Origin of the sequence: Streptomyces sp. MspMP-M5 (assembly GCF_000373585.1) — a bacterium.
Taxonomy (GTDB): Bacteria; Actinomycetota; Actinomycetes; order Streptomycetales; family Streptomycetaceae; genus Streptomyces.
On the sequence record NZ_KB891854.1, the window covers coordinates 440,838 to 464,210 of the forward strand.

Annotated in this window: 17 protein-coding genes; 4 read left to right on the forward strand and 13 right to left on the reverse strand. The window is 70.1% G+C overall.

The annotated features are described in order from the left end of the window. Positions 1-49: 49 nt before the first annotated feature. The 10 genes from B073_RS0105065 to B073_RS0105110 all read right to left on the reverse strand — a co-directional run bounded on the left by B073_RS0105065 (position 50) and on the right by B073_RS0105110 (position 12,723). The gene (locus B073_RS0105065) at positions 50-3,055 is read right to left on the reverse strand and encodes a polynucleotide kinase-phosphatase (RefSeq protein WP_078507895.1); all 3,006 of its coding nucleotides are present in this window, start codon (positions 3,053-3,055) and stop codon (positions 50-52) included. Then, the gene (locus B073_RS0105070) at positions 3,048-4,685 is read right to left on the reverse strand and encodes a 3' terminal RNA ribose 2'-O-methyltransferase Hen1 (RefSeq protein WP_018537009.1); all 1,638 of its coding nucleotides are present in this window, start codon (positions 4,683-4,685) and stop codon (positions 3,048-3,050) included. The genes B073_RS0105065 and B073_RS0105070 overlap by 8 nt, the downstream gene beginning before the upstream one ends. Positions 4,686-4,955: 270 nt before the next feature. Next, complete coding sequence (locus B073_RS0105075) at positions 4,956-5,879, reverse strand: LLM class F420-dependent oxidoreductase (RefSeq protein WP_018537010.1); 924 nt, start codon at positions 5,877-5,879, stop codon at positions 4,956-4,958. 611 nt (positions 5,880-6,490) lie between these two features. Further along, positions 6,491-6,946, reverse strand: a complete 456-nt coding sequence (locus tag B073_RS0105080) for a DUF6099 family protein (protein WP_026247076.1) — start codon at positions 6,944-6,946, stop codon at positions 6,491-6,493. A gap of 536 nt (positions 6,947-7,482) precedes the next feature. Continuing rightward, positions 7,483-7,839: a nucleotide pyrophosphohydrolase gene (locus B073_RS0105085; RefSeq protein ID WP_018537012.1), complete on the reverse strand. Its 357-nt coding sequence runs from the start codon at positions 7,837-7,839 to the stop codon at positions 7,483-7,485. Next, positions 7,836-9,272: a hypothetical protein gene (locus B073_RS0105090; protein WP_026247077.1), complete on the reverse strand. Its 1,437-nt coding sequence runs from the start codon at positions 9,270-9,272 to the stop codon at positions 7,836-7,838. Before B073_RS0105090 ends, B073_RS0105085 begins: the two co-directional genes overlap by 4 nt. Positions 9,273-9,327: 55 nt before the next feature. Further along, entirely contained in the window at positions 9,328-9,717 is a 390-nt protein-coding gene (locus B073_RS0105095) for a cell division protein SepF (protein WP_018537014.1), read from the reverse strand. 711 nt (positions 9,718-10,428) lie between these two features. Then, positions 10,429-11,292 carry an ABC transporter permease gene (locus B073_RS0105100; protein WP_018537015.1) on the reverse strand — a complete coding sequence of 288 codons (864 nt, stop codon included), beginning with the start codon at positions 11,290-11,292 and terminating at the stop codon, positions 10,429-10,431. Further along, positions 11,252-12,271 carry an ATP-binding cassette domain-containing protein gene (locus tag B073_RS0105105; protein ID WP_018537016.1) on the reverse strand — a complete coding sequence of 340 codons (1,020 nt, stop codon included), beginning with the start codon at positions 12,269-12,271 and terminating at the stop codon, positions 11,252-11,254. Before B073_RS0105105 ends, B073_RS0105100 begins: the two co-directional genes overlap by 41 nt. Continuing rightward, positions 12,268-12,723: a MarR family winged helix-turn-helix transcriptional regulator gene (locus B073_RS0105110; protein ID WP_018537017.1), complete on the reverse strand. Its 456-nt coding sequence runs from the start codon at positions 12,721-12,723 to the stop codon at positions 12,268-12,270. The genes B073_RS0105105 and B073_RS0105110 overlap by 4 nt, the downstream gene beginning before the upstream one ends. Positions 12,724-13,704: 981 nt before the next feature. Between B073_RS0105110 and B073_RS0105120 the strand changes: the two genes are divergently transcribed. From B073_RS0105120 to B073_RS39150, 4 genes are all read left to right on the forward strand, one after another. After that, entirely contained in the window at positions 13,705-14,238 is a 534-nt protein-coding gene (locus tag B073_RS0105120; protein WP_018537019.1) for a hypothetical protein, read from the forward strand. Positions 14,239-15,158: 920 nt separating this feature from the next. Next, the gene (locus B073_RS0105125; RefSeq protein ID WP_018537020.1) at positions 15,159-16,370 is read left to right on the forward strand and encodes a cytochrome P450; all 1,212 of its coding nucleotides are present in this window, start codon (positions 15,159-15,161) and stop codon (positions 16,368-16,370) included. Positions 16,371-16,633: 263 nt separating this feature from the next. Further along, positions 16,634-17,686: a type III polyketide synthase gene (locus tag B073_RS0105130; protein ID WP_018537021.1), complete on the forward strand. Its 1,053-nt coding sequence runs from the start codon at positions 16,634-16,636 to the stop codon at positions 17,684-17,686. A gap of 58 nt (positions 17,687-17,744) precedes the next feature. Next, positions 17,745-18,824 (forward strand): MFS transporter, encoded by a 1,080-nt coding sequence (locus B073_RS39150; protein WP_018537022.1) that lies wholly within the window; start codon positions 17,745-17,747, stop codon positions 18,822-18,824. A gap of 48 nt (positions 18,825-18,872) precedes the next feature. Here B073_RS39150 and B073_RS0105140 read toward each other — a convergent pair whose 3' ends face one another. The 3 genes from B073_RS0105140 to B073_RS0105150 all read right to left on the reverse strand — a co-directional run bounded on the left by B073_RS0105140 (position 18,873) and on the right by B073_RS0105150 (position 23,276). Next, complete coding sequence (locus B073_RS0105140; RefSeq protein WP_106731758.1) at positions 18,873-19,541, reverse strand: TetR/AcrR family transcriptional regulator; 669 nt, start codon at positions 19,539-19,541, stop codon at positions 18,873-18,875. A 223-nt stretch (positions 19,542-19,764) separates the two neighbouring features. Next, positions 19,765-21,102 (reverse strand): class I SAM-dependent RNA methyltransferase, encoded by a 1,338-nt coding sequence (locus B073_RS0105145; protein WP_018537024.1) that lies wholly within the window; start codon positions 21,100-21,102, stop codon positions 19,765-19,767. A gap of 122 nt (positions 21,103-21,224) precedes the next feature. Then, positions 21,225-23,276: an APC family permease gene (locus B073_RS0105150; protein WP_018537025.1), complete on the reverse strand. Its 2,052-nt coding sequence runs from the start codon at positions 23,274-23,276 to the stop codon at positions 21,225-21,227. Positions 23,277-23,373 lie beyond the last annotated feature (97 nt).

The following is a 23,373-nucleotide window of genomic DNA, read 5'->3' on the forward strand; positions in this document are numbered from 1 at the left end:
GTCGGAACCGACGGCGCGGGCCACGCCCGAGCCCCGCTGTGCCCCGTCCCTACAGCCGCGGGTCCACCGGCTCCGACTCCAGCGCGAGCACCGCGAAGACGGCCTCGTGCACCCGCCAGAGCGGTTCGCCCGCCGCCAGCCGGTCGAGCGCCTCCAGCCCCAGTGCGTATTCGCGCAGGGCCAGTGAACGCTTGTGACCGAGGTGGCGCACGCGCAGCCGCCGAAGGTTCTCCGGGCGGGTGTACTCCGGACCGTAGACGATCCGCAGGTACTCCCGGCCACGGCACTTGACGCCCGGCTGGACGAGCCGGCCGTCCGGCTGTCGGACCAGCGCCTGGACCGGCTTGACGACCATGCCCTCACCACCGTCGGCGGTCAGATCCAGCCACCACGCCACACCATCGGCGACCGAAGCCTCGTCCTCCGTGTCGACGACCAGCCGCCGGGTCGGCGCCAGCAACCGTATTCGCTCGGCGGCGGACGCGGCAGGCACGGGCACCGGCACATTCGCACCCACGGAAGCCGTCACCACCTCGGGCACCTCAGCCGCCTCAGACGCCGCGGTCGCCGCGGTCGCCCCAGACTCCTCGGCCGCCTCAGCAGCCGGGCACGCTGCCGCCTCGTCCTGCGCCGCCGAAAGCGCCTCCTCGGCCGCTATCAGCCGGTCGATCAGGGCCAGTTGCTCGGTGTGCGGCAGATCGGCCAGGCTGCGGCCCTCGACGGCGAGTATCTGGAACGGAGCGAGCCGCATCCCGGCCAACCCGGCGAGCCCCGGCGAGGACACCCCACCCGGCCAGTCACCCGGCCGGCCACCCAACGCCGCATCCCCGGACGACACCGGCCCGCCGGCCGACACCGGCTCCTCAGCCGACTCCGGCTCCTCGGACGACACCGGCTCCTCCGACGGCACCGACTCCCCCACCCGCCAGCAGTAGCGCCGGTACGCATCGGTGAACGCCGCGGCGTCGGCGGCCCGGCCCCGCTGCCGGTCGAGCAGCTCGGCCACCTCCACGCCACGGGCGGCCGCCGTCTCCAGTGCGCCCAGCACCCCCGGAAACACCGCCCGCGACGCCGCCCCGACCGCCGCGTACTGCGTACGCAACAGCCCCGTCGCCTTGAGCGACCACGGCATCAACTCGGCGTCCAGCAGCAGCCAGTCGGTGTCCAGCTCCGCCCACAGCCCGGCCCGGCCCACGCAGTCGCGGACCCGCCGCACTATCCGCTCGGTCGTCTCCCGATCGTCGAAGAACGGCCGTCCGGTGCGGGTGTACAGGGCGCCCGACACCCCTCCGTCCACCACCCCGAACCGCTCACGGGCCACCGCCTCGTCCCGGCAGACCAGCACCACCGCCCGGGAACCCATGTGCTTCTCCTCGCACACCACTTCGCGGACGCCGGCCGCGCGGTACTCGGCGAACGCCTCCCGCGGATGCTCCAGAAAGCCCTCGCCGCGCGCGTCGGCCTCGCCCTCCTGGGCGGTGGCGCAGGGCGCCATGGTCGGCGGAAGATACGGCAGCAGCCGCGGATCCGTCGCGAAGCGGCTCATCACCTCCAGAGCGGCGGCGGCGTTCTCCTCCCGCACAGCGAGGCGGCCCATGTGACGGGTCTCCACGGCCCGCCGGCCGGTCACATCTCCCAGATCCAGCGGCCGGCCGTCCGCCCCGCCCGGCGCCTCCGTGGCCAGCGGCCTGGCGGGCTCGTACCAGACGCGCTCCGCCGCAACGTCCACCAGCTCGCGCTCCGGCCAGCGCAGCGCGGTCAGCTTCCCGCCGAAGACACAGCCGGTGTCCAGGCAGATGGTGTTGTTCAGCCAGCCGGCACGCGGGGTCGGCGTGTGGCCGTAGACGACGGCGGCCCGGCCGCGGTACTCCTCCGCCCAGGGGTACCGCACGGGCAGGCCGAACTCGTCGGTCTCGCCCGTCGTGTCGCCGTACAGCGCGAACGACCGCACCCGGCCCGACGTACGGCCGTGGTACTTCTCCGGCAACCCGGCGTGGCACACCACCAATCCACCCCCGTCCAGGACGTAGTGACTGACCAGTCCCCGAATGAACTCCGCGACCCCCGCGCGGAACGTCTCGTCCTCCTTCTCCAACTGCTCGACCGTCTCGGCGAGTCCGTGCGTGTGCTGAACAGCCCGACCCTTCAGATAACGTCCGAGCTTGTTCTCATGATTCCCGGACACACACAATCCGTGACCGGATGCCACCATTCCTGTCACCAGCCGCAGCACACCGGGGCTGTCCGGCCCCCGGTCGACGAGGTCGCCGACGAAGACCGCCGTACGGCCCGCGGGGTGCACCGCGTCCACGGCCCGCCCCTGCGCGTCGCGCGTCAGCTCGTAGCCGAGCCGGCCGAGCAGCGTCTCCAGCTCGGAGCGGCACCCGTGGACATCACCGATGATGTCGAACGGCCCGGTGAGGTGCCGCAGGTCGTTGAACCGCCGCTCCCGGACGATCTCCGCCGCCCCGATCTCCCGCTCGCCGCGCAGGACGTGCACCTTGCGGAAGCCCTCGCGCTCCAACCTGCCCAGCGAGCGCCGCAGTTCGCGCTGGTGCCGCTGGATGACGCGCCGCGGCAGTCCGGCCCGGTCGGAGCGCGCCGCGTTGCGCTCGGCACAGACCTGCTCCGGCACGTCCAGCACGATCGCCACCGGCAGGACATCGTGCTCGCGCGCCAGCCGCACCAGCTGCGCACGCGATTCCGCCTGCACATTGGTGGCGTCCACCACCGTCAGTCGCCCGGCCGCGAGCCGCTTGCCCACGATGAAGTGCAGCACCTCGAACGCGTCCCCACTGGCGGACTGATCGTTCTCGTCGTCGCTGACCAGCCCCCGGCAGAAGTCCGACGAGATCACCTCGGTCGGCTTGAAGTGCCGGGCGGCGAACGTCGACTTACCCGAGCCGGTCGCTCCGACCAGCACCACCAGCGACAGATCGGGCACAGCCAGCGAACGCCCCGCCCGGCGGGTCACGGAGGACGCCCCCTCGCCGGCCAACCGCACACCAGGCAGCCGCTCGGGCCGGAACGAGGCCCCACTGCTTACGTCACTCATGCCACCGCCCCTTCCTGCCACGCGCCCGGTCATCCCCGGACCCTTCACCGCCACTCACACTCACCCTCGCACCACTACTACCGCTCACACCTCTATTACCGTTTACACCCTTCTTCCCTTCCCCGCGCCCGCCGCCGTCGGTACCGGCACCACCGCCGACACCACGACATCCATCACCACTGCCATCGCCACTCCCCTCCTGGACGAAGCACGCGAGCTGGGTGGGCGGCCCGACCTCCGGGTCCTCCGGCCCCACCGGGCCGAACGTCACCGCATAGCCGTGCCGCGCCGCGACCTCCGCCGCCCAGCGCCGGAACTCCTCCCGCGTCCACTCGAACCGGTGGTCCGCGTGCCGCACCCGCCCGGCGGGCAACGATTCCCAGCGCACGTTGTACTCGACGTTCGGGGTGGTCACCACGACCGTCCGGGGCCTGGCCGCCCCGAACACCGCATACTCCAGCGCCGGCAACCGCTCCGGGTCGACATGCTCGACGACCTCGCTGAGCACCGCCGCGTCGAAGCCCTTGAGCCGGTCGTCCGTGTAGGCCAGCGACCCCTGGACGAGCCGCACGCGCCGCGACTGGCGCTCGGGCATCCGATCGAGGCGGAGCCGGCGCCCGGCCGCATGGAGCGCCCGCATCGACACGTCCATGCCGACGATCTCGATGAACTGCCCCTCCTTGAGGAGCGCACCGACCAACTGCCCCTGCCCACAGCCCAGATCGAGGACCCTGGCGGCCCCGGACGAGCGCAGCACGTCGAGGACGGCCTCGCGCCGCCGCACGGCGAGCGGGACCGGCTTCTCCTCGGTGTCGGTCTCCTCGTCCACCGCGTTGTCGATCTCCTCGACGGCCGCGTCGTCCACGTCGGCGAGCCGCTCCAGTTCCAGCCGCGCCATCGCCTCACGGGCCAGCGACCAGCGGCGGGCGAGATAGCGGCCGACGATGAGCTGCTGCTCCGGGTGATGCTCCAGCCAGCCCTCGCCGGCTCGCAACAGCTTGTCGACCTCGTCCGGCGTCACCCAGTAGTGCTTGGCGTCGTCCAGGACCGGCAGCAGCACATACAAGTGCCGCAGTGCGCGGGCGAGTTCGCGCTTTCCCTCCAGGACGAGCCGCACATAGCGCGAGTCACCCCACTCGGGAAAGGTCTCATCCAACGGCAGCGGCTCCGCCCGCACCGACCAGCCCAACGGCCCGAACAGCCGCTCCACCAGCCCCGCACCACCCCGCGCGGGCAGCACCGGCACCTCGATGCGCAGCGGAAGCGGCTGCCGTGCCAACTCCGGACGGGCCGCACACTGCGCCCTCATCGCGCTCGCGAAGACGCTCCGCAACGCCACCGCCAGCAGCGACGACGCCGCATACGGCCGGTCGTTCACATACCGCCCGAGCGCCGCATCCGGCGCCCCACCACGCCCCTTCCCCTTCCCCCGACGCACCAGGGCAATGGGATCGACCTCCAACAGCAGCGCCGCCGTGCATCGTTCCGCCTCGGCCTGCGGATAGAAGACGTGCGCGGTGCCGTGCGACGTCGAGAACTGCTGCGCCTTCTCGGGATGCTTGTGCAGCAGAAACCCGAGGTCGGTCGCGGGACGATCGGCAGTACCGGTGGTGGTTATGGTCAGAAACACGCCTTCAGTATCGGCCTGCGGGGTGTGCCTTCCCCAACGATTTTCCCAGGCCACCGCCTCCTTCCTCCGCTTCCCCCTCCCCCGCACCGGGCCCCGGCTGGGCGGCCACCACGGGCACCCGGCGCTGCAACAACCCCGACGCCGAGAACGGCCTACCAGCCGACTGCCCGCAAACCTGACCCAGCCCGGCCCAGCTCACCCCTTCGCAGCCCAGCCAAGCCCACCTCACCTCAGCTCAGCTCAGCTCAGCTCAGCCAAGAACAACCCGACTCAACTCAACTGCGACTGAATCTGTGCCGAGATCAACTCCAGGTGATCCAGATCGTCAAGATCCAGGATCTGCAGGTAGGCCCGGGACGAGCCGATGGCTGAGTACCGGCCGAGCTTGTCCACGACCTCCGCCGGCGAGCCCGCCAAGCCGTTGGCCTTGAGTTCGTCCACCTGGCGACCGATGGCCGCAGCCCGCCGCGCCACCTCGGCATCGGTCCTCCCCACACAGGCGACCAACGCGTTGGAGTACACCAGGTCGCCCCCCTTGCGCCCAGCGGCTTCGGCGGCCGCCCGCACCCGTCCGAACTGGCGCTCACTGTCTTCGAGCGAGGCGAAGGGAATGTTGAACTCATCGGCGTACTGCGCCGCCAGCTGCGGAGTGCGCGTCGCGCCGTGTCCCCCGATCAGCACCGGCACCTTGCCCTGGGCGGGCTTGGGCAGCGCGGGCGACTTCTCCAGCTGGTAGTACCTCCCGTCGTAAGAGAACTCCTTTCCTACCTCCGTGGCCCACAGGCCGGTGACAATCGCCAGCTGCTCCTCCAGCCGCGCGAACTTCTCCTTCGGGAACGGAATGCCGTACGCCTTGTGCTCCTCCTCGAACCACCCTGCGCCGAGGCCGAGTTCGACCCGCCCGCCGGACATCTGGTCGACCTGGGCGACCTGGATGGCCAGCACGCCCGGCAGGCGGAAGGTGCCGGCCGTCATGAGGGTGCCGAGCCGGATGCGCTGGGTCTCGCGGGCCAGGCCGGCCAGCGTGATCCAGGCGTCCGTCGGTCCGGGCAGACCGGCGGCGTTCCCCATCCGCAGGTAGTGATCGGAACGGAAGAAGGCGTCGAATCCAAGTTCCTCGGTGGCCTTGGCGACCTTCAGAAGGGTGTCGTAGGAAGCCCCCTGCTGGGGCTCGGTGAAGATGCGTAGATCCATACCTCCATCCTGCACGGCCCCCGGCGAATCAACCGCCAGTGCCTACCACCACACGGGGGCGACCCCGTTCCGGCATATGCCTCGTGCGTTGCCCGCGATCCGTGTCACGCGTGGGGGGCACGTGCTTGGCTTGCGTCGTACTTGAGGAGCACCGTGCTTGAGGTGCGCCCGTGCTTGGTGCGCCCGTGCTTGGTGCGCCTCTCCTGTGGGACGCGTGTAGTCGGACGGCGAGAGCAGCACCGAGTCGGGTCAAGTGAGCCTGCGTGCTCGACCAAAGCAGACAAGTGGCCGAGCCCGCAGCGCCGACCGGAGTCCGGCGGCCGGCGTCTCGTGTGCGGACGGCGGGGCCCACGCCAGACGCTCACCGGCGAGCCGGCACAACGGAGCCGAAGACGAACGAAGCGAGGCAGGGAAACGAAGCGAGGAAGGAAGGAGAGGAGCCACGGGCGGAAGCGGCACAGACGGGCACCAGCCCTGAGCGTGGCGGGCCAGGGGCACAGGGGGTGTGTGCCTCCGCCCGAGCAAGCCGGTTGAGATGGTCGGTAGGCATGAGGTGACAGCCGAGCCGACGAAGGGCGCAGAGGGCAGGTCGGGTGGCGGCCCGCCCTCCGTCAGGCAAGGTGCCGGTCGCGTACCTCCAGTTTCTCCAGTATTCCGACGGCGTGGTCCCTGGACTCGTCTGCGGTGTCCATCGCCTCCACGCAGGTCCAGTACATCCCCTCCTCCTCGGCCGAGATCACCACTCCCACGAGCGCCTCACACACGTCCCGGAGCAGCTGGCACAGGCCGATTAAAGCCGCCTTGACGTCACGTATCTCGGTCAGCTGAGCCGCCCGCAGTCCGCCGGTGGTCGCTGTCGAGCACAGCAGTCCCCCGCTGAACCGCCCGCTCGCGTCGCCCAACCCGCGGGCTCTGGACCGCACTTCGTACGGACCGAATATCGCGAGATGGCTGCCTATCGCCTCGGCCAGGGCCTGCGCCTGCCACGCCTCGACGAGCACGTCGTGAACCGTGTTCGCCTGCGCCAGACCGCGCCGACCGTCCGCGATGATCCGCACCGCGTCCATCTGCGTCCCTCCTTCCTTCGTCATGTGCATTCACCCCGCTCTCCTTCCACTACCCAGAGTGAGGGTCAACAGCCAAAAACGCCAGAGGAATTCGCAAATCTGTGGACAACCAAGGCGCTGTGGAAAGATCCATGACTCCATAGAGTGACAAGAGGCGGATTTGGAACGGTTGCGGCTGCGCTTCCGGCCCTGGTGTTTACCTCGTGCGTCACTGCGTCCCCGGCCGCCACCTAGCATGAATGGCACCACATACACCGCTCAAAGCGCTTTCAACACACCAGTCACTGCGATCCCCGTCGTGCGGCTCACCGCTCAAACCGCATGCACCACGCCGCTCGCCACGCAACGGCGATGGCGAAGACAGCGAGAGCGGCAGCGGCAGCCGGCACAGCCAATCCGGCGCCGGAGCCGGTGCTCAGCGACCACCCCGACGCGCCCCTCGGCCGACACCAAAAAGCCGGCGGGGCGAAGGCCCCTGCCCCCGCCCCGCCGGCTTCACGCCCCCGCACGACGCCCGGCGCTCCCCCGTCCGACCGTCACTCGCCGTCCCGCGGCCGGTCCGGCGGTGCCTGCCGGACCGCCGGGAACCTCGTCTCGTTGCGCTCGATCTTCGCGGCGAGCGCGCCGAGCGGATCGATCCCCAGCGCCTGACAGAACTGGAGCAGATACGCCAGAACGTCCGCGACCTCGTCCTCCACCCGGCCGGCCGACTTCGGGTCGGTCATCACCTTGGCCGACTCCTCCGGGGTCAACCACTGGAAGATCTCGACCAGTTCCGCGGCCTCGACACTCAGCGCCGCGGCCAGGTTCTTGGGGGTGTGGTACTGCTGCCAGTCCCGTGCGGCCGCGAAGTCGGCCAGGCGTCGTTGCAGGGCATGAAGATCCTCACTCATACCCCTAGGTGTAGCACCTGTACGTCGGGCAGCCCCTCGGCGACCGACGGGTCCCGTACTGTGCCCAGCAGCCGGACATGTCCGCGTTCGGCCATCCGTACCGCCAGCGAGACCAGCTCCCGGGCCTGCCGGCCGTCCATACAGCGGTCCATGCCGTCCGCCATCACCGTCATCTGCTGCAGCGCGGACGGGATCTCCCCGGCCGGGTCCATGGCGAGCACACCGGGCCCGGTCAAGAGCACCAGCGCCAGCGCGAGGAACCGCAGCTCACCGTCGCCGAGCAACTCAACGGGCATCTCCCCCATGGAGCCGCGGTCGAGAACCGTTCGCAGCGCCTGCGGGCCCGATGCCGCCTGACCACCCGGCACCGTGCCACCGACGCCCCCTCCACCATCCATGGCATCCCCTGCCGTCGCCGCATCCGGCTGCCAGGGAACCGCACGCAGCCCCTCGACAGGCCCGGAGCATGCCTCCCGGATGGCTGCCACCAGGACCGCGTGCCGGCGGGAGCATTCGCGGCTGGTGCGCTCCAGCACAGCGGCGAGATTGTCGCAGGACGACCGGAGTCGCCCCTCGTCGCGTTCGCCGTCCTGGCCCCATCCGCTGGCCTCACCCCCGTTCCGGACGCCCTTACGCCCGCGCGCCCCCGCCGTCCGACTGGAGCTCCCGGCTCCCGCGCCTTTCCCCGAGCGGCCCGAACCGCCGCCTCGGCCGCCTCCGCGCACACCGTTGCCACGCCCCGCGCCTCCCCCGCCGGACGCGCCGCCTTCCGTACTGCCGTCACCACCGAGACCCTCCGCCGCCTGGCCTCGCATGACCTCCGGCCGCGGATCGCACACAAAGGCTGAACGCAGCGCGACCACGACTTGTTCCGCGGCGGCCAGGACAAGGCGCTGCCCCTCGGTCTTGCCCGCGACCCGCAACGGGAGGAGGGAGGTGGCCAGCCGGTCGTCGGGCAGCGGCGCACGGGTCACCGGGGTCGCACCCGCGGTGTGCCACGCAGCCTGGACAGCGGATCGGGTGGGGTCGGTGAGGGCGGTGGTGAGCAGCGTCTCCCCGCACCCCGTCAACCGCTCGCCGACGATGCGGAGTTCGGGCTCGGCCTGTACTGCGAGATCGAGGTCGACGGGACCGACGGGGCCATCGACCGTACAACCGATGCGGAAGCCGCGCCGCCCCTGCTCATCGGGGCGCGCGCCGGCCGGCACGCAGGCGGAGGCCCCACCCGCCACCACCCCCACGGCCCGCTGGAGAGGGTCCCCGCTGCCGAGCCGGGCGAGGATCTCGTACGCCTGCAACACACTGGACTTGCCGCTTCCGCTGCCCCCACTGAGCAGCGTCAACGGGCCGAGCGGCAAGATGACGCCGCGATGGGTCTTGAAGGCGGACAGCCGTAATTCGATGACGGCCGGACGCACACTGCCGGTATCCATGCGGGGACGCTATGCAGTCGCACGCGCGGAGAACCGTTACGCCCAACTGCCCTTCCTACGAACGGGGGACGGCACCCGCCGCCGGCTCCGCAACCTCGGTGCCGACCGGCGCCAGCAGGAACACATTGGTGTCCACGCGATGCATGCCGCTGCCGAGGCCGAAGACGACCCCGCTGGCGAAGTCCAGGATGCGCTTGGCGACATCGGTGTCCGCGCTACTGAGGTCCAGCAGGACCGGCAGCTGCGCCATGAGGTACTCGGCCACTTCCCGGGCGTCCGCAAAGGTCTGCACGCGGATGACGATGAACCGCCGCGTCTCCTCCGTCGGTTCGTCGTCGGGGAGCGCGCGATGGTCGGGCCAGGAGGGCCATTCGCTGCCGCCGCGTAGCGGTACGACTTCGGCGAGCCCTTCCCACTGCTCGTCGGTGGCATCGGGGCCGTTCACCGAATCACCTCACCCAGAGGAGCGCTGGCTTTCTGCGGTATATGCATCGCACGATTCTAGAGATAAACCTACAAACGTCGCCGACTGCGACACACGCGGCGCCGCAGTCGCTCCCATCCTGCCTCATAGCCCTGACCAGTGCAGACACCTGGGCAGATCCACCGGGTCGAGTTTCTGTATGCCTGTTCATCCTCTCTTGCGACGAAGGCTTGGCGGTTCCCCGGGGCACGATGGCCAACTTCCTGACGGGGCTTCACCTTGGGGCGAACCGGCGCCGTCGAGCGCCCGCGCGCCGCTCCTGACTCACTGGCGGGCGCGCAGCGTGCTATGCCATGACAGGCGACGTGGCGTTTGTCACGACTGCGGGCGACACCGGGGCGGACGGCGGAGCCGGGGCCCACACCCCGCGGGCGCGACACGCGCCAAGTCCGGTGCGGCAGCGCGGGCGTGAGCCGTGGGGCGCATCCATCCACCTCACCATCGCGCGGGCGAGCCGACCCAACAACCCCTCGGCCGACGAGCACCACGACCGAAGCGGCGCTCCCCAGGCATTTCCACAGGAATTTCCGCTGGTCGGAGGCGTTGTCAGTGCAGTCTCGTACGGTAGGTGCATGAGTACGGAGAGTGCCCGTCGAGGGTGGTCGTGGCGCAAACGCATCCGCCGCGCGCGAGGTGCGTCAGGTCGTTCGGAGAGGTGTTGCGGTCAATGGGTCAGCGAGCCAGTCGCCCGAGGAGCGAGGAAGCGACGGTGATACCGGCGAACGCCGCGACGGTGAGGACGAGGTAGTCGAGGCCCAGGTGAGAGGGGGTGCCCAGGAGCAGTCCGCGGAGGGCGTCGACTTGATAGCTGAGAGGGTTGATCTTGCTGATGGTCTGCAGCCAGCCGGGCATCACGGCCACGGGGTAGAGGGCATTGGAGGCGAAGAAGAGGGGCATGGTGATGGCTTGGCCGATGCCCATCAAACGGTCACGGGTCAGCACGATGCCGGCGATCGAAATCGACAGACAGGAGAAGAAGGCGGAGCCGAGAATCACGGCGACGGCCACGCCCAGCAGGCGCAGCGGATTCCAGGTCATGGCCACACCGAGCAGGGCGGCGATGAGGATCACCACGACGGCTTGGAGCAACGCCTTCAGGCCGGCGGCGAACGCCTTGCCTGCGATCAGGGCGGACCGCGGCGTCGGGGTGACCAGCAGTTTGGTGAGGATCCCGGCATCCCGCTCCCAGATGATCATGATGCCGTAGAAGATCGCGATGAACATGGCGGACTGGGCGATGATTCCGGGCGCCAGATAGTCGATATAGGGGGTACCACCAGTGGGAATGGCCTTGATACGAGTGAAGGTCTCGCCGAAGACCACGAGCCAGAGGGCGGGTTGGACAGCGCGGGTGTAGAGCTCCGTGCGGTCGTGGCGGAGTTTCTGCAACTCGACCACGCACATCGCGACGACTCTGGCGGGCAGCACCCGCCAGCCGGTGCGGGCACGCGGTGGGCTGAGCAGTAGGTCCAAGTGGCGGGTGGCAGCGGCGTTCTCAACCGACCCGGGCTGCGGTGCGGCGGGTGCTTCGGACATCGCGGAAGCCTCCTGACTGCTCGTCGAGGCCGGTGCCGGCGACGTCCCGGAAGACGTCCTCCAGCGTCGGCTCCGTGTCGGGCGAGGGAGAAGAGAGGGCCGCGGACGCGGTCGTCGTGGTGCGCGCGGCGTGCGCGCGACGGGCGCGCAGGGCCGAGCGGAGTTCGCCGGGCGTGCCGAGCGCGCGTATCCGGCCGCGGTGCATCAGGGCGACGCGGCCGCAGTACTGCTCCGCCTCGTCCATGTAGTGGGTGGTGACGAGGACGGTCATGCCAGTGGCGGCGCGGACGGTGTTGATGTGCTCCCAGACCGTGGTGCGGGCGATCGGGTCGAGGCCGATGGTCGGTTCGTCGAGCATGAGCAGGCGGGGTGCGCTGACCAGTGCCTGGGCTAGTTCCAGGCGGCGGATCATGCCGCCGGAATACGTGTTGGCAAGCCGGTTGGCGGCATCGGTGAGGCCGACCGCCTCCAGTGCCTGGGTGACGCGGGCGGCGCGCTCGCGACGGGGGACGTCGAAGACCCTGGCGAAGAGCGCGACGTTCTCCCGTCCGGTCAGGCCGGCGTCGGCGGACAGTTGCTGCGGCACATAGCCGAGGAGTCGCCGCACAGCCATCTGTTCCCGCGCCGCGTCATGGCCGAAGACTCGGACCATGCCCGTGGGGACGGGCAGGAGGGTGGTGATGCAGCGGATGGCGGTGGTCTTGCCCGCGCCATTGGGACCGAGCAGCCCGAAGACCTCGCCGGGGCGGACGGCCAGGTCCACTCCGTCCACCGCCCGGGTCTCGCCGAAGGCGTAGCGGAGGGCATGGCAGGTAAGGGCGTCGGGCCCCGGAGTCGGACCGGCAACCGGGTCTCCGTCCGGTGCAGGGACTCGTTCCGGAGCCGGGGCCGCCGTGCCGTTGGTCGGCGTGGCAGAGGTGTACGGGGGCTCGTCGGAGGCGGTCACCGGGACCGGTCGGCCTGGGTCTTCGCTGGTCATGGTCCCTCCGACTGCTGGTGCAGGTTGTGGGCGAGCCGCCGCAGCGCCGGAAGGGCGGCCTCCAAAGCCGTCCGGTCGTCCTCGGGGAGGCACGCCACCTGTTCGCGTACGAGGGCACTGCGGCGTGTCTCCCAGTGGTGCAGCCGGGTCCGGGCCTCCTGGGTGGGGAAGAGCCGGGCGGAGCGCCGGTCGTCCGGGTCGGTCTCCCGGGCCAGATAGCCGGCCCGGCTGAGCCGGTTGACCAGAGTGGAGACCGAGTTGCCCGCCAGGTAGAGCTCTCTCGCGGCGGCGGAGACGCGGATGCCGGGCCGGGCGGCGACCAGCCGCAGCAGTTCGACCTCGGCACCGCGCAGCCGAGGGGCCGGCAGGCCGGGGCGGAGCCGCCGACGAATCAGCCGCTGGATACCGGCCAGTACGTCGGCCAGCTCGTCGGGGAAGTCCCCAGTGGCCATATGTCGACTTTAGCTCTGAGTGAGAGGCATGGCAGGGCGATGAAAGGTAAAGGCAGCGTGAGGAATCGGACCGGCCAGGGGATGAGCCCGCGGCTGCGGTGGTGGCCCGGCCCCGTATTGCGGGCGGGGTACGGCGCAGGCGGACGGGCAGCACGGCGCTCCATGCCCCCAGACCCTAGGAGTTCGATCCGGAAACGGCGCTCCCGCTGGGCACCAACCACTCCAGCATGTACGCCGCTTTCGGTTCCCGACACGACCTCTGTCGGAAGGCCCTGGACCGCTGCAGCGCGGACGAGTAGGCCAGGGCGGAGGCGGACGTCGAACTGGCCGGTGGCAGTCCGGTGCTGCCCGTGCTGCGGGCTTCCTGCTGTCCTGCAAGGTGCGAGCCGCTCTCCACCACGTTCTCGATCATCTCGGCGGTGTACGTGGCTGTGGTGGCGCCGGTCGCCACCAGTAGCCCGCCCGCTGTCCGGATCACTGCCCGCCAATCCGGAACCGGTACGTCCAGGCGCACGGCCTCGCCGGAAGATCACTCTGAGCTGCCATGGCGGGACCCCACGGGCCGACCCGGGCTCCACGCACTGGTCTCTCGGCGGGAGTTGGGGTGCGTTCCTGGGAAGAGGCGGGGTCGCGGCGGGTGCGGCTCAGGGTCGTAGTCGGGGACGACGTTCGGGTCGGCGTCAGGGGCGGCTCAGGGACGGATCAGGGGTGGTGAGGGGGTGGGTGAGGGCGGAGGCGGGGACAGTTCAGTCAGGAAGCGGAAGGCGGCGGCCAGGCGAAGAAGAGCAGGAAGAGAAGGATGTCCAGGGAGCCGGGAACGGCGACCCGAGGATACGAGGAAGCAGAAGTACACCTACAGGCACAGGGAATCGAGAAGACGGGGAGGACGAATGATGACGGGGGACGTAGGCATGGGCGGGGCGGTGCCAAGGTCGCCGGTGCGGCCGACCGTGGGGCACGTGGTAGGTATCGTGACGCCGCGTGGGCGACAGTACGGTGTGGACTCTGGCAATCGCGGCGCTGACCGGTGGTACGGCGGTACTGGCCAGCTGGGTGACCAGTCGCGGCAGTACGCAGGCCGCCAAGATCCAGGCGGAGACAGCGGCACGATCGCAACGCGCGGAAAGGCTGCGGGAGAGCAGGCGCGCCGCCTATCTCGATCTGATCGAACAGACTCACCGTATCGGCGAGTTGTACTGGGAGATCTCCGCAGAGCTACGGGAGTCGGCGTCGGAGGCACGGGCCGCCAGGCTCGATACGCTGCTCGACCGAGAGGTGGCGGAATACGCAAAGATCCGCCGCTGTGCGCGGGTCGTGGAGCTGGAGGGCCCGCCCTCGGCCGCAGCCGCGGCGCTCGCCCTCCAGAAAGCGACCGGGCCCTTCTACGAGGCTCTCAAGGCGGGCCTGACGGATGGCACGGACTGCCAGGAACAGTTCAACGCCGCATACAGCACCTTCTGGAAGACACTGGAGCAGTTCGTGGACGCAGCCCGGGACGCACACCAAACGGAATGAGCGTGATAAGGGCGGACCGGAGGGCTTGGCTGTATGCCGTCCCTGCCTGGGATCAGGCCCCTGTGCCCGCTGCCGTGCCCGTTGCACGCGCAGGTTGGCGGCGTTGCCGCAGCTGTGGACGTCCACCTGGTCGATGAAGGTGACGATCAGTCCGGTGCCGCCCGCCGCGCGTCGTACGCGGCGACGCCATCGCCGCGACGGCCCGGATGGCTGTGGAGTGTTCGAGGCGGGCTGCAGCCAGGCACCGGGAACCGCGGAGAGGCGGTGCCGGACTCGGTCATCCAGGAACGCCGCCAAGCGCCGAGTCGGCACCGCACAGCCTGAAGAGCCCGAGCCACCGTAAGCACTCCGCAACCGGATCAACGCGCTCCACTCCGCCTCCGAACCGCCCCCTCGGCCCGGGCAGGACCCACCGTATCCAGACAACGCTCAGGCGAGCGCTCAAGAGATCGAGTGCCCAAGAGATTAGGGCAACGCCGGTTCAGCGCCCCTTTCCCCAGCGAATGGATCGCAAAGCCCCCCGAGACACCCCTCCCCTTCACCCCGGCCCGCAACCCCGACCCCCAGCCCTGCCCAGCCGACCACCACAGCCCACCCCACCCCCTCACCCATTCGGCGTAGCGCCGTCCCCACCGCAGGCCAGCCGGAAAGCACCCGGAAAGTAACCGGCGAAGCGGGTCCGTGACGCGTCACGGCCGACGGTTTCGGACGCGGATGGCAAGCGCGCGGCGGCAGTCGGCTGCGTACGATAACCGGGATGAATAGCGCCTTTCTGGCCTATTAGCGAGGGCATGTGCACCTTCCGGCCGCCCGCGCCCGCGGGCGGAAAATCGCTCAGCGCTCGCAGCAATTCAAATCGTCGGACGAAACCCACCCGACCCACCCCACCCACCCCGTCCTTCTCACTCCGGGAGTTCGGAATGGCACAGGAAACCGACAGCACCGTCTGGAACTGCCCATTCGATTACGCCGAGGCGCTGGAGTTCGATCCGACGCTGAGGCGGATCATGACCGAAGAACCGGTCGCACGTATTCGGCTGCCCTATGGAGAGGGCTGGGCGTGGCTGGTCACGCGATACGACGACGTGCGAACGGTGACGACCGACCGGCGGTTCAGCCGCCACGCGATCGTCGGGCGGGACTTTCCACGGATGACGCCGGAACCGATCGTGCAGGACGAGGCGATCAACGTCATGGACCCGCCCGCGAGCAGCCGGCTGCGGAGCCTGGTGTCCAAGGCGTTCGCCCCGAAGCAGGTGGAGCGCATGCGGGCGCGTACGCAGCACGTCGTGGACGAGTTGCTGGACCGGATGCTCGAGGACGGGGCGCCGGGTGACCTCATGGAGAACCTCGCGTCGCCGCTGCCGCTGACGACCATCTGCGAGGTGCTGGACATCCCGGAGGACGAGCGCGCGCAGCTGCGCGGCTACGCCCGGACGATGATGAACGTCAGCCTCGAGAACAAGGAAAACGCCGTCCGCGCCAAGGCGGAAATGCGGGAGTACTTCGCGGAGCTGACCGCACGGCGCCGGCGGGACCCGGGCGACGACCTGATCAGCGCGCTGGCGACGGCCCGCGTCGGGGACGAGGTCCTCGACGCGAAGGAGCTGACCGTCATGGCGATGGTGCTCCTCATCACCGGCCAGGACACCACCACCTACGAGATCGGCAACCTCTCGTACATGCTGCTGACCCGGCCCAAGGACCTGGCGATGCTGCGCGAGAACCCCGAGGCGCTGCCACACGCGATGGAGGAGATGCTGCGGTTCATCCCGTTCCGCAAGGGAGTTGGCATCCCACGCGTCGCGCTGGAGGACGTCGAGCTGAGCGGGGTGACCATCCGGGCCGGCGACATCGTGCACGTCTCGTATCTGACGGCCAACCGGGACGCCCGGAAGTTCGAGCGGCCCGACGAGCTGGACCTCACGCGTGAGCCCACGGGCCACATGACGTTCGGCTGGGGCGCGCACCACTGCCTGGGCGCCCCTCTGGCCCTCACGGAGATGCAGGTGGCGCTCAGCACGCTGCTCAAGCGGTTCCCCGAACTGAGGCTGGCGAAGCCGGCCGAGGAACTCCGTTGGAACACGACGGCGATCTGGCGTTATCCGCTGGCTTTGCCGGTGGTGTGGTGAGTCATCGGGGCCGCGGTAAAACCGCGGCCCCGACCGGCGGCATGCGGAACTCACTCCCCTGGCGTACGGTCTAAGAACGACCCATCTGCACGGGGAGAGTTCATTCTTCGACGGATGGCCCGCTCGCGTCCTTCCAGGGTCTGTGTGTCATCAGGCCGACGGAATCGCCGGAGATTCCACCGGTCGACAACGGAAGAGACAACGACGCGAAATGCAGAGCGAATTCAGCACTGAGCGGACCACAGTCTGCAAGGAGTGCATCGATGGCCGTTTTGTGCAAGCCGGCAATCGCGGTCCCTGAATACATCATCACCAGGGACGACACCCTCGAACTGGCACGACAGCTGCACGCCGACCACGCACAGCTGAATCTCGTGCTGCGACTGATCGAGCATACGGGCGTCGTACGGCGGCATTTGATCCAGCCGATCGACAAAGTGCTGGAACACCCGGGATTCGACGCCCGCAGCGCCATCTACGAAGAGGAGTCCAAGGCACGCGTCCCCGACGTGGTGCGCAAGGCCCTCGATGAGGCGGAGCTGGAGCCACGCGAGATCGACCTGATCATCTACGTGTCGTGCACCGGCTTCATGATGCCGTCGCTGACGGCGTGGCTCATCAACCACATGGGGTTCCGGTCGGACACCCGGCAGGTTCCGATAGCCCAACTCGGGTGCGCCGCGGGCGGTGCCGCGATCAATCGCGCGCACGACTTCTGCCAGGCGTACCCGGAGGCCAACGTCCTCATCGTCGCCTGCGAGTTCTGCTCGCTGTGCTACCAGCCCGAGGACGTGGGAGTCGGATCGCTGCTGTCCAACGGCCTGTTCGGGGACGCGGTAGCGGCGGCCGTGATGCGCGGCAAGGGCGGCAGGGGCGTCCATCTGGAGCGGAACGCCTCGTACCTGATACCGCACACGGAGGACTGGATCTCCTACGCGGTGCGTTCCACGGGATTCCACTTCCAGCTCGACAAGCGGGTCCCGGGCACGATGGAACCGCTCGCACCGGCGCTCCGCTCCCTCGCCGAGGAGCACCAATGGGACGCCGGCAACCTGGACTTCTACATCGTCCACGCGGGCGGCCCGCGCATCCTCGACGACCTCAGTCGCTTCCTGGGCGTACCTCACGAGGCGTTCCGGTTCAGCCGGGCGACGCTGACCGAGTACGGCAACATCGCCAGCGCGGTGGTGCTCGACGCCCTGGCCCGCATGTTCGACGAGGCGTCGGCCGAGGAGGGGCAGCGCGGCCTGCTGGCCGGCTTCGGCCCCGGCATCACCGCCGAAATGGCACTGGGAACGTGGTCGTCGGTCAACTGAGGGAGGAGGAGCGGGGACAGCGGAACCTGACGGGCCGTCTCGGGACGGCCCGTCAGACGTGCGTGCACACAGGGGGTTCGCCACCACTCTCGGCACGATCGGATGGGTCGCCACCCTCGGTCCCGTACTCGGCCCGCTCCTCGGCGGAGTGATCCTCCAAAACCTCGGCTGGCGCTGGATGTTCCTCCTCAACCTGCCCGTCGGACTGTTGGCGATCCTGCTGTCCCTGAGGGTGCTCCCCGCCGACCCGCCCCCCGTGGCACGGCCGTCCGTCCGCCTCGACATCATCGGACTGGCGCTGCTGGGGCCGTCTTTCGCCCTGCTGGCGTTCGCTCTCTCGCAGGCCGCCGGAGACGCCGGGTTCGCCGCCACGCCGGTGATCGTCGCTCTGGCTCTGGGAGTTGCGCTGCTCGCGGCCTATCTCGCGTACGCGGCCCGGGTCGGCGCGCAGGCCCTCATCCGGCTGAGTCTCTTCCGCAGTCGTGGCTTCACCGCCGGCGTCACGGTCATGGGCCTCACCGGGGTCGTGCTCTTCTCGATGCTCTTCCTGGTACCGCTCTACCAGCAGCGGGTGCGCGGGCACGAAGTCCTCGCCTCGGGGCTGCTGTTGGCCCCGCTGGGGGTCGGCTCGTTCCTGGCGATGCCGCTCGCGGGCCGCCTCAGCGACAGGGTGGGGGCCCGGCGGCTGGCCCCGCTGGGCGGCCTGGTCATCGCGCTCAGCGCGTTCGTCCACACCCGGGCGGACGGTCGGACCAGCGAAGTGCTGCTGGGAATCGGTGCGTTCGCCACGGGAGTCGGCCTGGGCTTCATCGGTGCGCCCACCATGGCCTCGCTGTACCGGACGCTCCCCGAGGACGTCACCGCACAGGGCACCTCGGCTCTCTACATCGTCAACCAGCTCGGCGCCTCGCTCGGTACCGCCGTCGTCGCCCTGCTGCTGCAGAGCCAGTCACCCGCCGGCGGCACACGGGTGGCGGCCTTCCAGAACGCCTCGTGGTGGGTGTGCGCGGCGGCCGTGGCCGTCCTGGTCTCGGGCTGGTTCCTACCGGGAAAGACGGCCACCGCGGCGGCAGTGAACGGACAGCAGTCGGCTGCACGGCGGAAGGGCGCCCAGGGCACCGTCGAGGCCAAGAGGTGAGCAGGGTCCAGGGCCCGGCGTGTGGCCGAACTCCTCGCCGACCCCCGGTCAGGCGTCCGCGTGCGGTGCCGCGAACGCGCTGAGAAAGGTGTCGACCGCGTCGGCCGCGGTGGCGCGGAGTTCGTCGTCGGGGACGGTACGGGTGCCGAGGACGGTGCGCCCTTCCAGCGGGCCGGTGAGCAGGGCGACGAACTGCTCGGCGGCCCGCACGGGGTCGGTCAGCCGCAGCAGGCCGGCGAGCGCCAGACGGGCCAACCGGTCCGCGAGCGCCTCCGACAGCTGGTGGGGCCCGTGCCCCCAGATCTTGTCGAAGAGGTCGGGGAAGTGCGGGATCTCCGCATAGAGCAGCCGGCGCAACGCCCCGGCCTCGGCGCTGGAGTGACACTGCAGCAGACGGTGTCCGACGTCGGTGAGTGTCCCGCGCAAGTCCTCGACGCCACCGGCGAGATCCGCGACGACGGCGAGGCTCTTGGCGGTCGCCTGCTCGGCGGTTGTGGCCATGGCCTCCCGGAAGAGGTCCTCTTTGCCGCCGAAGTGGTTGTAGACCGTCGGCTTGGCCACACCGGCCTCGACGGCGATCGCGTCGACACCGGCCTTTCCGTAGCCCTCGCGGGCGAAGACGGCGAACGCTGCCTGGAGAATGGCCTGCCGTTTGTCGATCCGCCCGCGCGACACCCGCCGGGGATCCGAGGTCGCTGAGAGATTGGCTCCGGTCACCTCGCCAGGGTACCTGGGCCTTCACGTCACTGAACCGGTCGGTTCAAGCGGCTGATGCAACGCCACGGTCGGCGGTCACCCACCAAAAACGTGGCGAGGGTGGGAAGTTGAGCCCCGTCCTGCACTTCCTTCGGCCGCGTCGTCCGTCACCGAGGGATCCGCCCCCGGCGATACGACCGAGCGGCGAGATGCGGCGCCGCTCGTCTCTGGTCGAGTCGGCGGCTCAGGCGCCCTTGCCCGCCCGTTCCAGGATCACCACGCACTCCACATGATGCGTCATCGGGAAGAGGTCGAACGCCCGCATGCGGCGGGGGGTGTAGCCCGTGTCGCGGAAGTATGCGAGGTCGCGGGCTAGGGCGGCCGGGTCGCAGGCTACGTAGGCGATGCGGCGGGGGGTGAGGGTGGCGAGGTGGTGGACGGTGGCCTTGCCGGCGCCGGCGCGGGGCGGGTCGAGGACGACGAGGTCGACGTCGGTGATGCCGGTGCGGGGGAGGACGGACTCGACCTTGCCGTGTTCGATGCGGACGCGGTCGAGGTCGTCGAGGTTGTGGCGGGCGTCCTCGACGGCGCGCTTGCCGGATTCGATGCCGAGGACGGCGCCCTTGTCGCCGACGCGCTCGGCGAGGGCGCCGGCGAAGAGGCCGACGCCGCAGTAGAGGTCGAGGGCCATGTCGCCCTTCTTGGGCATCAGGCCCTGCATGACGGCCTCGACGAGGAGGTCGGCGGCCTTGGGGTGGACCTGCCAGAAGCCGCCGTTGCCGACCCGCCAGGTGCGGCCGGCGGCGCGTTCGCGGACGAAGGGGCGGCCGTGGACGCGGTGGACGGCCTTGTCCTTCTCGCCGATGCGGAGGACCGAGACCGGCTTGTCGAGTTCGACGATCGGGAGGCGGCCGCCGGGGCGGGGGGTGAGGACGACCTGGCGGTCGTGGGAGCCGGTGGCGGCGATCGCCTCGACGGTGGCGATCTGCGGCCAGGTGCGCCGCTCGATGCCGAGTTCGGAGACCCCGGGGGCGGCGATCATGCAGTGGGTGACCGGCTCGACCTCGTGCGAGCGGTGCTTGCGCAGGCCGGCGCGGCCCTCGGCGTCCACGGCGTACTGGACGCGGGTGCGCCAAGCCGGGACCTCGCCCTTGGCGACCTTGTCGCCGGGAGCCGGTTCGACGGTGCCGTCCCAGCCGGCCTCGTCGGGGGTCAGGCCGGCCAGCCGGGAGAGCTGCTCGGTGACGACGGCGGCCTTGAGGCGGCGCTGGGCGCCGGGCGCGGCGTGCTGCCAGTCGCAGCCGCCGCACCGGCCGGGGCCGGAGAACGGGCAGGGCGCCTCGACCCGGTCCTTCGAGGCCACCAGGATCTCGACGGCGTCGGCGCGCAGGAAGCGGGCGCCCTCCTCGCCGTCGGTGACGCGGGCGCGGACCCGTTCACCGGGCAGCGCGTGCCGGACGAAGAGGACCTGGCCGGCCTCGGTGCGGGCGATGCAGTGGCCGCCGTGCGCGACCGGGCCGACCTCGACCTCGTACTCCTCGCCGACCAGCGAGTTCCTGGATTCCGGCGTGTCCGGCTGCATGGCGGGGAGCTCCTGGGGAGAGGGGATCAAGACCGTGACGGCCGGCCTTCGGGAGAAGGCCGACCGTCCATTTTACGGGGTGTGGTGCGGTGCGCGGTCCGCGCGCCGAGCGGCGGCCGCGGTCACTTCCTGGTGGCCGCGGACTCCTTCTTCGCCGCGGCGACCGGGCCGCGCCGGACCGAGCCCGGGGCGTTCCACTCGGCGCGCTTGCGGGCGCGCTTCTTGGCGGCCTCGGAGGAGTCCAGCTGCCAGGGCACCGAGGTGACCATGACGCCGGGGGTGAACAGGAGGCGTCCCTTGAGGCGCAGCGCGGACTGGTTGTGGAGCAGGTGCTCGTACCAGTGGCCGACGACGTACTCGGGGATGTAGACGGAGACCGCGTCGCGGGGGCTCTCCCGGCGCAGCGACTTGACGTAGTCGATGATCGGCCGGGTGATCTCGCGGTACGGGGAGGCGAGGACCTTCAGCGGGACGTCGATGCCGCGCCGCTCCCACTCCTCGCGCAGGGCCCGGGTGTCGGCCTGGTCGACGTCGACGCTGACCGCTTCGAGGGTGCCCGAGCGCATCAGCTTGGCGTAGTTCAGGGCGCGCAGGGTGGGCTTGTGGAGCTTGGAGACCAGGACGATGGCGTGGACGCGGGAGGGCCGGACCACGTCGTCGTCGGGGGTGTCCGGGGCGGCGATCTCGTCGGCGACCCGGTCGTAGTGGCGGCGGATCGCGGTCATGGTCACGAAGAAGATGACCATGCCGAGGAGGGCCACCCAGGCGCCGTGGGTGAACTTCGTCAGGAGGACGACGACGAGGACCAGGCCGGTGAAGAAGCCGCCGAAGGCGTTGATGGCGCGCGAGCGGAACATCCGGCGGCGCTTGGCCGGGTCCTTCTCCGTGAGCAGATGGCGGTTCCAGTGCCGGACCATGCCGATCTGGCTGAGGGTGAAGGAGACGAAGACGCCGACGATGTAGAGCTGGATCAGCCGGGTGGAGTCCGCGCCGTAGAGGTAGACCAGGACGGTGGCGGCGCCGGCCAGCAGGACGATGCCGTTGGAGAAGGCCAGCCGGTCGCCGCGGGTGTGCAGCTGGCGCGGCAGGTAGCGGTCCTGGGCGAGGATCGAGCCGAGCAGCGGGAAGCCGTTGTAGGCGGTGTTGGCGGCGAGGAAGAGGACCAGCGCGGTGGCCGCGGCCAGCACGACGAACAGGAAGCTGCCCTTGCCGAAGACCGCCTCGGCGACCTGCGAGATGACCGGGTTCTGGGTATAGCCGGAACCCAGCGGACGGCCGTGGTCCAGGAGGTCGGCGGCCGGGTTCTCGGCCATCCGGACGTGGGTGGTCATGGCCAGCGCGATGATGCCGCAGAACATGGTGACGGCCAGCCCGCCCATGAGGGCGAGGGTGGTCGCGGCGTTCTTCGACTTCGGCTTGCGGAAGGCGGGCACGCCGTTGGAGATCGCCTCGACGCCGGTGAGCGCGGCGCATCCGGAGGAGAAGGCGCGCAGCAGCAGGAAGATCAGGGCGAAGCCGGCGAGGCCGCCCTGTTCTGCGTGGATGGTGTAGTCGGCGGTGGGGGCCTTCATGGTGTCGCCGAGGACCAGGCCGCGGATCGCGCCCCAGAGGATCATGACGAAGACGCCGGCCACGAAGACGTAGGTGGGGATCGCGAAGAGCTTGCCGGACTCCCTGACGCCGCGCAGGTTCATCACCGTCAGCAGCACGATGATGGCGATCGCGCAGAACGTCTTGTGCTCGACGACGAAGGGGATCGCGGAGCCGAGGTTCTCCACGCCGGAGGAGATGGAGACCGCGACGGTCAGGACGTAGTCGACCAGCAGGGCGCTGGCGACGGTCAGGCCCGCCTTGGGGCCGAGGTTGGTGGTGGCGACCTCGTAGTCGCCGCCGCCGCTCGGGTAGGCGTGGACGTTCTGCCGGTACGACGCGACGACGGTGAACATCAGCACCACGACCGCGACGGCGATCCACGGGCTGAAGCTGTACGCGGAGACTCCCGCCACGGACAGGACCAGCAGCACCTCGCCGGGCGCGTAGGCCACGGAGGAGAGCGGGTCGGAGGCGAAGACGGGGAGTGCGATGCGCTTGGGGAGGAGGGTCTCGGCCAGCCTGTCGCTGCGCAGTGCGCGCCCGATCAAGATCCGTTTGGGCACGTCGGTCAGTTTGGACACCCGGGAATGCTAAGGGGTCGTCAAGGCTCTCGCCCACCCACCACCCGGATGGGTATCGGCACCCGAATGCGCCACCCTGCACAAGGCGTCCCGGCTA